We start from the raw sequence: 12,853 nt of genomic DNA on the forward strand, positions 1-12,853 counted from the left end.
CGAAGTAGCCGGATGTGCCGAGGACTCACTCCGGCTCACTTCGAGAAAACGGGGTAACAAACAGTGCGTACTGCCAAGATCTGCCTCGCCGGAGCGGCCGCCGCCGCGATGGTGGGCTTCCTCGCCGCGCCGGCCTCCGCCGCGCCCACCGACACCACGGACGTCACCTTCGAGGTGGAGGCGGGCACCCTCGACATCGTCGCGCCGGCCACTGCCGACCTGGGCGGCGGCCCGCCCGGTGGCACCATCACCGCTCAGCTCGGCACGGTCACGGTCACCGACTCCCGTGGCGCGGCGGACGCCTCCTGGGTCGCCACGGTGACCGCGAGCGTCTTCCAGACCGGCGGCGGCAGTCCTCCCGAGACGGTCCTTCCGGAGGAGATCGACTACTGGTCCGGCCCCGCCGTGGGGACCCCGCCGACCACCGGCGACGGTACCTTCACGGAAGGACAGCTGACGGCCGGCGACGCGGAGCCGCTGAGCAGCGTCATCCCAGTCACGGCGTTCACCCACGCGGGGGGCACCGGCGGCAACAGCGCCAACTGGAACCCGACCCTGGTCGTCAACGTGCCGCTGGACAGCATCGCGGGCATCTACACCGGGACGGTGACGCATTCGGTGGCCTAGCCGCCACGGCCGGTCGACCGTCGCGGTCGCACTGGCGCTGCTCTCCCTCGCCGGTCCGGGTCTGTCGACCCGGGCCGGCGCGGCCGAGCCAGACGCCGACGACCGCCTCGGGATCCGGCTGCTGGAGGCGCCGAGCAACCGCCGCGACGACCCTCGGGCGTTGCGTTACATCGTCGATCACCTCCCGCCGGGCACCACCATCAAGCGGCAACTGCTGATCGCCAATCGCACCGGTGAGGCCCGCCGCATCGACGTGTATCCGGCGGCGGCGGCCGTGGAGGGTTCGGAGTTCAAGTTCGGCGAGGGTCGTGCGGCCAACGAGCTGACCTCATGGATCACCCTCGACACGTCAGCTGTCGAGGTGAAAGCGTGGGGCGAGGCCCGAGTCCTGGCGACCATCACGGTCCCGCCGCCCGCCTCGCGCGGCGAGCGGTACGGGGTGATCTGGGCGTCCGCCACGTCCGCGCCCCGAGAGGGCGGGGAGGTCACCCAGATCCACCGGGTCGGCGTCCGGATGTACCTCGACATCGGACCCGGTGGCGAACCAGTCTCCGACTTCTCGATCGGTGAGCTTCGCCCGGCCCGCAGCCCCGAGGGGGTGCCGACAGTCACCGCTCAGGTCACCAACACCGGCGGTCGTGCCATCGACCTGACCGGCACGGTCGCCCTGACCGACGGACCGGCCGACAGCCGGGCCGGCCCGTTCCCGGTGGTGCAGGGCGTCACGCTACCGCCGGGTGGCTCCGGGCAGGTCATCGCACGGCTACCGGCCGAGTTGCCGAACGGGCCCTGGAAGATCGAGGTGAACCTGGAGAGCGGGCTTGTGAAGCGCAGCATCACCGCGCAGATCGAGTTCCCCGACCCGGGTCACGTCGGAAAACAAGGCAGCGTCATCTCCCGGATGGCGTCCGTCTGGACGGTGGGGGCGGCCATCGCAGGCCTGCTGCTCCTCGCCGGCCTCGCGGTGTTGGTCCGCCGCTCCCGGCGGTCCCCCCGGCCGCCCACCGGTGCGCCACGGGAGCGGATCCCCGCCGGACGCTGACGCCACGCCGGCGGCCGCGCTTCAGACCGGCCGCCGGCGGCAGGCTTCAACCGAGCCGCCGGCGGCGGGCGTACGTCAGACCGGCCGCCTGCGGCGAACGGCGAGCCCACCGACGATCAGCAGGGTCACACCCAGTCCGGTGAGCAGCAACGTCGACCCATCGGAACCGGTGACCGGCAGCTCGCCACCGTGGCTGGGTGAGGGCTGGGGTGGCGCCGACGTGGGTTGCGTCGGCGTGGGCGTCGGTGGCGGTTGCGTGGGTGTCGGGGTGGGTGGCTCGGGTTGCGTCGGCGTCGGTGTCGGCGCCGGCAAGATCTCGAAGGTGACGCCGGTGTCCGCTGACGGCGCGGCCCGGACGGCGTTGAACCCGCGCGCCGACGCGTGGCCTGCGGCAAGCACCGGCGGAACCGCCAGTGCGAGGCTCGCGGTGGCGGCTAGTGCCCCACCCACGAGGTAGTTGGTTGCTGTCCTGCCCATGCGCCGACCCCTTCCCAACGGAAACCTGAACTGTGAAAAACATACCCTTTACGGACAAAGGGAATGGACGGTTCATGTGTCCGGAGGCCGAAGACGCCACGATCAGGTGGCGGCCAGGATCACCGCCTCAGCCGTCAGGTAGTAGCGGTTGTCGTCGCCATCCGGGTCGACCGGCTCGCGGAGCCGTTCCACTGCGACGTAACCCCCCGCGGCGGCCACCGCACCCGGCGCCCAGCCCGTCCCATCCCGTCCGACGTTGAGCGAGAAGCGGGACAGTTGCACACCGGTCACCGGATCCAACGTCACCAGGTCGTTCGCCTCGGTCAGCAGGTGCACCCGTCCGGGCTGCGCGGCCAGAACCCGTGCCGCACCCAGATCCGCGGATCGCCACAGCTCGGTGCCCGTACGCGCCGACCGACCCACCGCCACCCCGTCGAGCACCACGACGGCCTGCTCACCGACCACCACGGCGCCGGCCGGGTCCAGCGCGGGGGCAGCGACCGGCTCCCCGGTGCCGACCAGCCAACCCCGGCCACCCGCATCGCCCGGCCCAGTGGTGCGCAGGGCCGAGCAGTCCGACCGGCTGGTACGACAACCGAGCGGAGTCACCACCAACTCGTCCGACCCACCCGGCGGTCGCCACCGTTCGCGAACCGCACCGGTCGCCGCGTCCCGGAACTCCACCGCCGCGGGCCCGGCGCAGTTGTCCAGACCGATCAGCTGCCCGGAAGCGGTGGTGCCGACGTCACTGCGGCAACTGCCGGGCAGATCGACCCGCCACAGCTCCCGGCCGCCACTCAGCTCGACCCCGCGGGCCTGGACGTCTCCGCTGACCACCACCACCGTGCGGCCGTCCGGAAGCTCGGTGAGGTGAAGCCCGCGCGGGTCCCAAACCGTGGCCGCACCGGTACGCCGCACCGCAGCCCCGCTCTCGGTGGGCTCCGGGCCGTCGGTTTTCCAACGCACCCGACCGGTCGCCGCGTCGAGCGCGACCAGTTGACCGTCGGACCAACGGCTGACCACCACGCTGCCGCTTGCCACCACCCCGTTCAACTCCGCTGGCCAACGCCGGTACGACCAGAACGGGCTGGTCCGGTACCGCCCGTCGACCGGCTGGTCGGCGTAGACCTGACGGTGCGCGGCGTACACCCGGAGCCTCCCGTCCACGATCAACGGGGCAACCGGCAGTCGACCGATCACACGGGCGGCCGGTTGGGCCGCGGCCGGATACGCGCCACGGGCCACCGTGCTCACCTCGGCCGGCGCGAGCACCCGGTGGACGATGACCACGACCGCCACGGTCGCGAGCAGCGCCGCGACCGCGACCGCGATCGCTCGCCGGCCCCTCGGGATCCCCATGCCGCACCTCCGCCCGGCACCCTACCCAGGGGCATCGGCCCAACCCCGCTCAGGTCACGGCGGCCACGGCCGGGCACATCGCGGAGGTGTATGGCCCTAGGGCCTGTGTCAAAGCCCCTGGCCGGCCTGCGGCGGGCCCAGACGACGACCGGCCGCGTTGGAAGTTCGTCCGGATACAACACCGGTATCCGGACGAACTTCCGCCTTGCCGGACCGCCGCCTGGACTCCGCCTCGGCTCAACCGAGGGCTTTGACACAGGCCCTAGGCGGCTTCGACGGAGCCGGTGGCACCGGCCGCGGAGGCCAGATCGGCGAGGTCACGCCGGAGTGTCACCTCGACCGCCCGCGCGGCGAGGCCGCCGAGCAGCAGCGCCACCACCCGACCGTACGGAGCGGTCGGCACCGCCTCCTGGGTGACGGTGACCGCTGTGCAACCCCGACGGCGACGCCGGACCGGCCGCAGACTCCAGGTGATCCGGTAATCCACGCCGGCACCGGAGGAACAGAGCACCAGCCGTTGTGGGGCGAGGGTCTCCACCACCAGGAACTCCTCGGTCAACGTGCCGCCGCCTGGCTGGGCGCGCTCCTCACGCCAGGCGGTGCCCGGCCCGAACGGAACCGGGGTGAGCACCTCGATCGTGCCCGCTGCGGCGAGCCGGGCCGCGCGGCCGGGCAGGTCGGTCAACAGACACCAGACATCGACAGCGTGCGCCTCGATGAACCTGGTAACCGCCACCGTCGACATGCCACCCTCCCCGTGTCCCCGACGGTACGCGGAGTAAGGGCCGGACGGGGCCCCCGGGACGGAATTCCACCGCCCGGAGGCCACTGTCCGATTAGGCGATCGTTCGGCACCGGTCGTCGTTGACCCGTGCCGGAGCGCCGGTCAGCGTTCGAGACGACCGACCCGGATCGCGCCGATGAACGCCGTCCACCCCGGCGGGCTGACCGCGAGTGTGGGGCCGGCCTGATCCTTTGAGTCGCGGATCCCGACCAGACCATGGACATCCACCAGGTTGTCCGCTACTTCCACGCAGAGCCCTTGGTCGTTTGAGCGGCTGCTGGTACGCCAGACCGCGCCCGCAAGATCGTGCATCGTCGTTACCTCCGTGTGCGATGGGATGCCCCACCGCCGCTGGCACCCGGGCATGACCCGGCCCGGATCGCGCGGCGAGGCGACGGAATCCGGACGATCAACGGATCAACCAGGGTGAGCGGTCGCACCGGCTGTGCGATCACCGGCCCCATCGACGAGACGGATGGAACGCGCCCGCTCAGCGGGCCGGACGAACCGTGCCGGTGACCTGGCCAAGGGCGATGTCCGTGCCGTCCGGGCCGGGAGCGGTGGCGGTGATGGTCACCGTGTCGCCGTCGGCGAGGAAGGTGCGGGTCTCGTCACCCAACTTGACCGGCTCCGCCCCGCCCCAGGTCAGCTCCAGGAACGAACCCACCTGCGATCGGTCCGGGCCGGAGACGGTGCCGGAGGCGTACAGGTCGCCGGTGCGCAGTGACGCGCCGTTGACGGTGAGGTGCGCCAACTGCTGTGCGGGGGTCCAGTACATGGTGGCGAACGGCGGCTCACTGACCCGCTCGCCGTTCCACTCGACCACCAGTCGAAGGTCCAGGCCCAGGTGCGGCACGTCACGCAGGTAGTCGACCACCGGCGGGTCCTGGTCGGGGGCCGGCACGAAGGCGTCGCTGAGCGCGTCGAGCGGCGTGACCCAGGCCGAGACCGAGGTGGCGAAGGACTTGCCGAGGAACGGGCCGAGTGGCTGGTACTCCCAGGCTTGGATGTCCCGGGCGGACCAGTCGTTGACCAGCACCACCCCGAAGACGTGGTCGGCGAAGTCGTCGACGGACACCCGCTCGCCCAACGGACTTGGTACGCCCACCACGAAGCCGACCTCGGCTTCGATGTCGAGGCGTACCGATGGGCCCGTGACCGGGCCCTCAGCGGAGGCGCGCTGCCCCGTCGGCCGGATCACCGGAGTGCCGGAGACGACGACTGTGCCGGCCCGCCCGTGGTACCCGATCGGCAGGTGCTTCCAGTTGGGCAGCAGCGGCGGCTGGCCGGGGCGGAAGATCTGCCCGACGTTGGACGCGTGGTGCTCGGAGGAGTAGAAGTCGACGTAGTCGGCGACCTCGATCGGGAGCAGCAGTTCCACGTCGTCGAGGGGCACCAGCATCGGCTCCGCCGCAGCCCGGTGCGCCGGGTCGGTCAGCAGCTCGGTGATCCGCTGCCGCACCGCCGTCCACTGCGGACGGCCAAGCGCCATGAAGTCGTTGAGGGTGGGTCGGCACAGCGCACCGGCGGCCAGCACCAGCTCCGCGGCCTCGGCCGCAGCCAGGTCGAACACCCAGGACCCGATCCGTACGCCGATCCGTGGCTGCCCCCCGTCGGTCCGAAACACCCCGTACGGCAGGTTCGTCACCCCGTACGGCGAACCGTCGGCGCCGGTCACCCAGGTCATGCGTCGTAGCCCCCGTTCACCAGCCCAAGCCGGATCAGATCGGTAAGTGGTTCCAGAATGCTGCACGAGCCGAAGCCGACCCACAGTGGGCGGGGTTCGTGCAGCCGTGCCGTCGCGCGCTCCAGCAGGGGGCGCGGGTCGACCACGGTCAGCAGTTCGGCGACCACCCCCACGCCGTCGCCGTCGGCGGCCGCGAGCGTCGCGGCCAGCACGTTGGCGTAGCCGTGGTGGGTGAACCCGGTCTCCGGGTCCAGGTGTCGGACGGCCTGGTGCAGCCCAGCGGTGAGCTTGAACGGCAGGCCACGGTCGCGGCACGCGCAGATGACCGCGGCCAGCTCGGCTGGCGTGGGGAAGAGCTCGGCGGCCAGGCCGCCGGTGCGGAACTTGGCCGCGATCGGCACCCCGTCGTTCCGGGCGGCGGCCAGCGCGTCCAGCGCACCCATCAGCCCGAAGGTCAGGGGCAGCTCGGCGTAGACGGCCTCGACACCTGGCAGCGCGTCGGTCAGCCGCAGCAACTCGGCGATGCCGGGCAGCGGGTCCTCGCCTCGTTTGGCGACGGCTACCTCGATCTGACGAGCGGTGACGCCGTCCGGGGCCAGGAACGACAGCGCGAAAGGCAGGTGACCGATCCCGGTGTCGCCGATCAACCCGACCGTCAGGCCCTTGCCGGGGTCGACGAGACCGCTCAGGTCGCCGCGCGCCACGGTCGAGGCCGGGACCAGCAGCGGGCCGACCAGGTCGGCGTACCAGGCGGTGCGGTGCCGACCATGGGCGGCCAGGGCGTCCGGCAGCGCGGCGCTGCCGGGTGGGAAGACGGCGGCGTCGTCCACCAGGCCGTCGAGGAGTGCGGGCACCTGCGTTGACACGGAACAAGAATGTACGGGACGCTACGAGGAACGGACAACAGCGTCCGATTATCGGACAGATTCGGCCGGTGGACGGGACATATCGGGAGGCGAGATGCCGTATTACCGCAGCGTCGGCGAGGTGCCGCGCAAGCGCCACACCCAGTTCCGTCAACCCGACGGCAGCCTCTACGCCGAGGAGTTGATGGGCCAGGAGGGGTTCTCCTCCGACTCGTCCCTGCTCTACCACCGGCACGCGCCCACGGCGATCCTGGCCGCCGACGAGTTCACCCCACCCGCGTTCACCCGGGCACCGAACCTGCCGCTCAAGCCCCGCCACCTGCGCACCCACAAACTGGACACCGGCGGCGTCGACCCGATCCTCGGCCGGCAGTACCTGCTCGCCAACGACGACGTTCGCATCGGATACGTGCTCGCGGACCAGCCCTCACCGCTGTTCCGCGACGCCACCGGCGACCACTGCCTCTACGTCGAGGCCGGCACCCTGCGCGTCGAGTCCCCGTTCGGGGTGCTGGACGCGGTCGCCGGCGACTACGTCATCATCCCCACCTCGACCATCCACCGGCTGGTGCCCACCGGCGATCAGCCCGTCCGCCTGCTCAGCGTCGAGGCGTCCGGGCACATCGGCCCACCCAAGCGCTACCTCTCCGTACGCGGCCAGTTCCTGGAGCACTCGCCGTACTGCGAGCGCGACGTCCGCGGCCCCGACACCCCGCTGCTCGTCGACGACGAGGAGGTCGAGGTGCTGGTCCGCCACCGCCGCGGCTGGACTCGACACGTCTACGCCAACCACCCGTTCGACGTCGTCGGCTGGGACGGGCACCTCTACCCGTGGGCGTTCTCCATCCACGACTTCGAACCGATCACCGGCCGCATCCACCAGCCCCCGCCGGTGCACCAGACCTTCCAGGGCCCCAACTTCGTCATCTGCTCGTTCGTGCCCCGCAAGGTCGACTACCACCCGGAGTCGATCCCGGTGCCGTACAACCACCACAACGTCGACTCCGACGAGATGCTCTTCTACACCGGCGGCAACTACGAAGCCCGACGCGGCTCCGGCATCGAGCAGGGCTCGATCTCGCTGCACCCGTCCGGTTTCACCCACGGCCCCCAGCCGGGTGCCGCCGAGCGTTCAATCGGTGCGGACTACTTCGACGAGTTGGCCGTCATGGTCGACACCTTCCGGCCCCTGGATCTCTGCGACGCCGCCAACAACTGTGAGGACGAGGGGTACGCCTGGACTTGGGCGCGTTCTGTTTAGTCGGCCTTGTGGGGGTTTTCGCCGGAGCCCGACCCGCTCCGGGCGGTCAGGCTTGATCCCTGCGCGGGTCGGGCTCCGGCGAAAACCTGACCTGGTCGAGCTGAGCGACGCTGGGGATCTTTAGGGGTTACGCCGGAGGTTGGGGTGCCCGAGGTTGGGGTGTCGGAGGTTGGGGTGCCGGGGGGTGGGTCAGCGGATGGCGGTTCTGGTGAAGACGGCGCACTGGGCGATCCCCGTGACGGCGATGGCCAGCACGAGCGGCCACGGCGAGCCGACCGCCGCGTACACCAGCAGCAGCGCCGGCGCGGCGGCCACCGCGTAGATCGCCAGGGCCATCGCCCGATCCGAGATCAGCATCGCGGGCAGGACGGTCCGGGTCAGCCCCGGCAGCCGGGCCCCGAGCTGCCAGACGACGACCCCGCCGGTGAGCGCGGCGAGCACCGCCAGGATGCGGGAGAACCCGTCACTCGCGGAGGCCACGAACGCCACCAGCACCGCCGCCACCAGCGTCCAACCCGCGCCGTAGAGCACCAGGCGGTGCAGGCCGTGCGCGAGGGCCCGCGGCGAGTCGATTCGACTCGGGGTGATCGTCACGGCCTCGGCAACGTGTTCCAATGCCTCCGACCAGCGGCGCTGCTCCAGTCGCATGACACCCACATCCTGCCCGGCCTCGGCGATGCGCGGGTCGAGCCGCAGCGCCTCCCGGTAGGCCCGCTCGGCCAGGTCGAACAGGTCCAGCCGGGCGGCGACCAGGCTGAGCACCAGATGCGCCTGCGGCTCCTCCGGGGCCAGTTCGACCCCGCGCCAGGCCGCGTTCAGCGCGGGCTGGCCGTTGCGAGCCCCAGCCAGGATCGCCGCCGCACTCCGTTGGGCGTACGCGTCGGCCGGGCCGAGGGCGAGGATCCGGTCGGCTGTGGCAGCCGACTCGGAATAGCGCTCCAGGTCGGCCAACGCCATGCCCCTGGCGACCAACGGCGGGAGGGCATCCGGTGCGGCTGCCACGGCCGTGTCCGTAGCGGTGAGCGCCTCGGCCGGGCGCTCGGCGGCCAGATGCACCCGGGCCAGCATGGTGAGGGCATCCACGTCGTCCGGCTGCAGGGCCAGCCCGTAGGTCAGCTCCCCGGCCGCCTCGTCGTGACGGCCGAGCTCGGCGAGAAGTTGGGCCCGCTGGACGTAGCCGTCGGCGGCGGACCGGTCGGGGGCGGGGTCGCTGGGCATCGCGGCGAGCCTAGGCGGCCGGCGCGTCGTACACCAGGGCCACTGCGATGCCCGCCAGCCCTTCCTCGCGGCCGGTGAAGCCCAGCCCGTCGGTGGTCGCGGCCGAGACGGTGACCGGGGCGCCGACGGCTGCGGACAGCACCTGCTGGGCCTCCGCCCGGCGGCGGCCGATCTTGGGTCGGTTGCCGACGACCTGCACGGACACGTTGCCGATCTCCAGGCCAGCGGCCCGCACCCGGCGGGCCGTCTCAGTCAGCAGGGCCACCCCGGACGCGCCGGCCCACTCCGGCTCACCCACCCCGAAGGCGGAGCCGAGATCACCGAGGCCAGCGGCGGAGAGCAGCGCGTTGCAAGCGGCGTGCGCGGCCACATCAGCGTCCGAGTGACCGGCCAGGCCGTCCTGGTCGGGCCAGAACAGGCCCGCGACCCAGCAGGGCCGGCCGGGCTCGAACGCGTGCACGTCAGTGCCGATGGCCACCCGGGGAACGATCATGATCAGAGGGTACGCGTCAACCGGAGGCGGCAAGCAGGTGCTCCGCCAGGGCCAGGTCGAACGGTCGGGTGATTTTCAGGGCGTACTCCGAGCCCGGCACGCAGCTCACCGCGACGCCCTGCTTCTCGACGAGCCCGGCGTCGTCGGTGAGGGAGTCGCCGGCGACGGCGTGTGCGGCGGTGAGCACGGCCCGGCGGAAACCCTGCGGGGTCTGCACCGCGCGCAGGGCGGAACGGTCGACGGTGCCGAGCACCACCTCGCCGGCACCGACCTCCTTGATCGTGTCGACGACCGGCAGAACCGGGATCACCGCATCGCGCCCGTCGCGGACCGCCGCGGCGACGGATTCGACGAGTTCAGGAGGGGTGAGCGCGCGGGCGGCGTCATGCACCAGGACGATCGTCGGGCCGGCGGGCACCGCAGCCAGCGCGGCGGCCACCGACGCCTGCCGTTCCGCACCGCCTGACACCACGATCACCGGCGCAATCGGGGCCAGCAGCTCGCGGACGGCCTGCACCTCGGCGGCCGGCGCGGCCACCACGATCGTGTGCACCGAAGGTGCGGCTGCCAGCCGACGCACGGCGTGTACGAGTAGCGGCTCACCGGCGAGCAGGCGCAGCGCCTTGGGACGGCCCGGGCCGAGCCGTACGCCAGCACCCGCCGCAGGCACGAGGACCGCGACGTCACCGCGCGGATTGAGCTGCGCGGTCACGTCGCGGTCCTCGGTGGTTTCTCTGTTACGAATCGGGTAACGACGATGCTGTGCGGACTAGGCCTCGGTGAGGACCTTGTCGAGCAGCGTCTCCGCCTCGTCCTTGGTGCTCTTCTCAGCCAGCGCAACCTCGCCGACGAGAATGTCGCGGGCCTTGGCAAGCATCCGCTTCTCGCCTGCGGAGAGGCCCCGCTCCCGCTCCCGGCGCCACAGGTCGCGCACGACCTCGGCGACCTTCAGCGGGTTGCCGGACGCCAGCTTTTCCAGGTTGGCCTTGTAACGCCGCGACCAGTTGGTCGGCTCCTCGGTGTGCGGAGCCCGCAGAACGTCGAAGACCTTACCGAGGCCCTCTTCGCCGACCACCTCGCGAACACCCACGATCTCGGCGTTCTCGGCGGGCACCCGGACCGTCAGGTCACCCTGCGCGACCCTCAGGACGAGGTATTGCTTAGGCTCGCCCTTGATGACCCGAGTCTCGATTGCCTCGATGAGTGCGGCCCCGTGGTGGGGGTAAACAACGGTCTCGCCGACACTGAAAACCATAGGTTCGAAACCCCTTTCGCTGTGTCTAGGGTAACACGGTCAGGCAGCGATGTCTCACCGATGTCCTGACCGTTGGCGCAGCTCAGGGGCCCTGTGAGAGGTCTTGCTTCAGCTTGACAGGCGGTCAAACCAATGGTTCGAACACGCTCCGTAACGTGCGGATGACTGCCCGGCACGAATGAACAGAACGTCGAGATCAAGGGCTATGCGCTCCTCCCATGGTATCGCGGTCGGCGAGACTGCGCCCAGGTGTAGCGGGAGGTGCCCCTGGTGCGGGACCCTGGAGTCCGAGCCGCACTCCGCTCTCGAGACCCTTCCAGGAGGTCCGATGGGCAAGCCGGATGCAGAGGGCCACGGGCCAGCCGACGGCCTGCCCGGCCTCCCACCCGAATGGGGCCGGGTGGTGGTCCCCGACGACGCCTCCGCGCTCGCCGCCGAGGCCGCCCAGATCCGCCGTGAACTGCGCCGGGCCACCCGCCTACCCGGCGGCCGCCGGGCTCTGGGCCTGCCGCTGCTGGTCCTGCTGGTGGCGGTCCTCACCACGCTGGCCGGCCTGCTCGTGGTCACCTGGCCGCGAGCCAACCGTGGCAACGACCGGCCAACCCCGGCTCCCTACTCGCCACCCGCGCCCCTCGCCGGGCGGGCGCTGCCCGCACTGGACCTGGTCGACGCGAGCCAGGCGCCGGTGCCACTGCGCGGCCTACTGCCCGCCATGATCATCCTGGTGGACGGCTGCCCCTGCCCAGCGCGCGTCGCCGACGCACTGGCGGCCGCGCCCACCGGCGTCTCCGTGGTGACCGTCACCGGAGAGCGGACGGTCCCGGCTGGGCCAACCACCCAGCGGCAGGCTCGGGCCCTGGCCGATCCGGCTGGAGGGCTGCGCTCGTTCCTGGGCCAACCAGCTCGCCCTGGCGCCGTGACCGCCCTGTTCGTCGACCGCGCCGGCATCGTGACCCGGGTGCTGCCCGACCTGGGCACGATCGAGACGTACCGGCAGGACCTGGCCGCCCTCGCCTCCTGACCCGACGAGCCCTAGGTAGATCGACTCCATGTCGCCGATGTGGCGGTTTCCCGGCAGCTGGATGCCGCCACGTCGGCGATGTTGAGTCGATCTTGCGCCCGGCGATCGGCTGGCGCCGCTGGGCTCAGGCTCAGGGCTCCACGAAGAGTTGCGCCTCAGCGTCGATGGGCTTGTCGCCCACGGCCGACAGGGACACCCGGATCAGCCCGCCAGTGGGCGTCACCTCAGCGAGGGTGGTCGTGCCGTCGCAATCGATGCGCGACGGGCCGACGATCTCGGCCCCGGTGCTCGTCACCATCATCGCGCCGGGCCGGGTGCACCGGTATTGGAGCAGGTAGCGCGCGCCGTCGTTGGTCGACTGCCTGGTGACGTCCTGACCAGGGATCAACTCCCCCTGGTGCCGCCAGATCGTCTCTTCGAAATCGGGCAGGTCGCCCGGAGCGTCACCGGCGCCAAGGGTCGGACTCGTCGGGCGTCTGACCTCGAGGGCCTCACCCGTCTCGGGGTCCACTCGAAAGGTCACCGACGACCCATCGGGCCCCGACAACACCAGGGCACGTTCCAGCGCGGTGCTGACGCTCGGCTCGACGCTCGGCTCGACGCTCGGCGTGGTCGCTGGTGGACGAGCCGAACTGGCCGCCGGGGTGGGCGCGGCGGCACGCCACCACCAGCCACCGACGACCAGGACGGCCACCGCCGCACCAAACAGGACCGCCGAGCGCAGCCGGTCGTCTGCCGTTGGATCCATGCCGTGAGCGTACCG

15 protein-coding genes are annotated in these 12,853 nt (G+C 71.6%); 4 read left to right on the plus strand and 11 right to left on the minus strand.

Annotated elements, in window-relative coordinates; all coding sequences use genetic code 11:
* Nucleotides 1–63 precede the first annotated feature (63 nt).
* Nucleotides 64–627: a hypothetical protein gene (locus ACLQ28_RS19055; protein ID WP_425687628.1), complete on the plus strand. Its 564-nt coding sequence runs from the start codon at nucleotides 64–66 to the stop codon at nucleotides 625–627.
* 160 nt (nucleotides 628–787) lie between these two features.
* Entirely contained in the window at nucleotides 788–1,669 is an 882-nt protein-coding gene (locus tag ACLQ28_RS19060) for a hypothetical protein (protein WP_425687629.1), read from the plus strand.
* A gap of 75 nt (nucleotides 1,670–1,744) precedes the next feature.
* Here ACLQ28_RS19060 and ACLQ28_RS19065 read toward each other — a convergent pair whose 3' ends face one another.
* The 6 genes from ACLQ28_RS19065 to ACLQ28_RS19090 form a co-directional block, all read right to left on the minus strand.
* Nucleotides 1,745–2,146 (minus strand): LPXTG cell wall anchor domain-containing protein, encoded by a 402-nt coding sequence (locus ACLQ28_RS19065; RefSeq protein ID WP_425687630.1) that lies wholly within the window; start codon nucleotides 2,144–2,146, stop codon nucleotides 1,745–1,747.
* Between the two features lie 102 nt (nucleotides 2,147–2,248).
* Complete coding sequence (locus tag ACLQ28_RS19070; protein WP_425687631.1) at nucleotides 2,249–3,505, minus strand: PQQ-binding-like beta-propeller repeat protein; 1,257 nt, start codon at nucleotides 3,503–3,505, stop codon at nucleotides 2,249–2,251.
* Between the two features lie 262 nt (nucleotides 3,506–3,767).
* Entirely contained in the window at nucleotides 3,768–4,250 is a 483-nt protein-coding gene (locus ACLQ28_RS19075) for an SRPBCC family protein (RefSeq protein WP_425687632.1), read from the minus strand.
* 141 nt (nucleotides 4,251–4,391) lie between these two features.
* Nucleotides 4,392–4,601: a DUF397 domain-containing protein gene (locus tag ACLQ28_RS19080; protein WP_425687633.1), complete on the minus strand. Its 210-nt coding sequence runs from the start codon at nucleotides 4,599–4,601 to the stop codon at nucleotides 4,392–4,394.
* Between the two features lie 178 nt (nucleotides 4,602–4,779).
* Nucleotides 4,780–5,976 (minus strand): fumarylacetoacetase, encoded by a 1,197-nt coding sequence (fahA, locus tag ACLQ28_RS19085; protein WP_425687634.1) that lies wholly within the window; start codon nucleotides 5,974–5,976, stop codon nucleotides 4,780–4,782.
* Complete coding sequence (locus ACLQ28_RS19090) at nucleotides 5,973–6,842, minus strand: hypothetical protein (protein WP_425687635.1); 870 nt, start codon at nucleotides 6,840–6,842, stop codon at nucleotides 5,973–5,975. Before ACLQ28_RS19090 ends, fahA begins: the two co-directional genes overlap by 4 nt.
* Nucleotides 6,843–6,936: 94 nt before the next feature.
* Between ACLQ28_RS19090 and ACLQ28_RS19095 the strand changes: the two genes are divergently transcribed.
* Nucleotides 6,937–8,103 carry a homogentisate 1,2-dioxygenase gene (locus ACLQ28_RS19095; RefSeq protein ID WP_425687636.1) on the plus strand — a complete coding sequence of 389 codons (1,167 nt, stop codon included), beginning with the start codon at nucleotides 6,937–6,939 and terminating at the stop codon, nucleotides 8,101–8,103.
* Nucleotides 8,104–8,292: 189 nt separating this feature from the next.
* Here the strand turns inward: ACLQ28_RS19095 and ACLQ28_RS19100 are convergent, their stop codons facing one another.
* From ACLQ28_RS19100 to ACLQ28_RS19115, 4 genes are read right to left on the minus strand one after another with little or no spacing between them, the layout of a single operon-like run.
* Nucleotides 8,293–9,321, minus strand: coding sequence for a tetratricopeptide repeat protein (locus ACLQ28_RS19100; RefSeq protein ID WP_425687637.1), 1,029 nt, complete (start codon nucleotides 9,319–9,321; stop codon nucleotides 8,293–8,295).
* A gap of 10 nt (nucleotides 9,322–9,331) precedes the next feature.
* Nucleotides 9,332–9,817 (minus strand): 2-C-methyl-D-erythritol 2,4-cyclodiphosphate synthase, encoded by a 486-nt coding sequence (gene ispF / locus ACLQ28_RS19105; protein ID WP_425687778.1) that lies wholly within the window; start codon nucleotides 9,815–9,817, stop codon nucleotides 9,332–9,334.
* 13 nt (nucleotides 9,818–9,830) lie between these two features.
* Nucleotides 9,831–10,526: a 2-C-methyl-D-erythritol 4-phosphate cytidylyltransferase gene (ispD, locus tag ACLQ28_RS19110; protein WP_425687638.1), complete on the minus strand. Its 696-nt coding sequence runs from the start codon at nucleotides 10,524–10,526 to the stop codon at nucleotides 9,831–9,833.
* A gap of 57 nt (nucleotides 10,527–10,583) precedes the next feature.
* The gene (locus tag ACLQ28_RS19115) at nucleotides 10,584–11,069 is read right to left on the minus strand and encodes a CarD family transcriptional regulator (protein ID WP_007073334.1); all 486 of its coding nucleotides are present in this window, start codon (nucleotides 11,067–11,069) and stop codon (nucleotides 10,584–10,586) included.
* Between the two features lie 328 nt (nucleotides 11,070–11,397).
* Between ACLQ28_RS19115 and ACLQ28_RS19120 the strand changes: the two genes are divergently transcribed.
* Nucleotides 11,398–12,090 carry a hypothetical protein gene (locus tag ACLQ28_RS19120; RefSeq protein WP_425687639.1) on the plus strand — a complete coding sequence of 231 codons (693 nt, stop codon included), beginning with the start codon at nucleotides 11,398–11,400 and terminating at the stop codon, nucleotides 12,088–12,090.
* Between the two features lie 130 nt (nucleotides 12,091–12,220).
* On the opposite strand, the gene ACLQ28_RS19125 is transcribed toward ACLQ28_RS19120, so the two are convergent.
* Entirely contained in the window at nucleotides 12,221–12,838 is a 618-nt protein-coding gene (locus tag ACLQ28_RS19125; protein WP_425687640.1) for a hypothetical protein, read from the minus strand.
* Nucleotides 12,839–12,853: the final 15 nt, after the last annotated feature.

It is taken from the genome of Micromonospora sp. DT201, assembly GCF_049841575.1.
Classification (GTDB): Bacteria; Actinomycetota; Actinomycetes; order Mycobacteriales; family Micromonosporaceae; genus Micromonospora.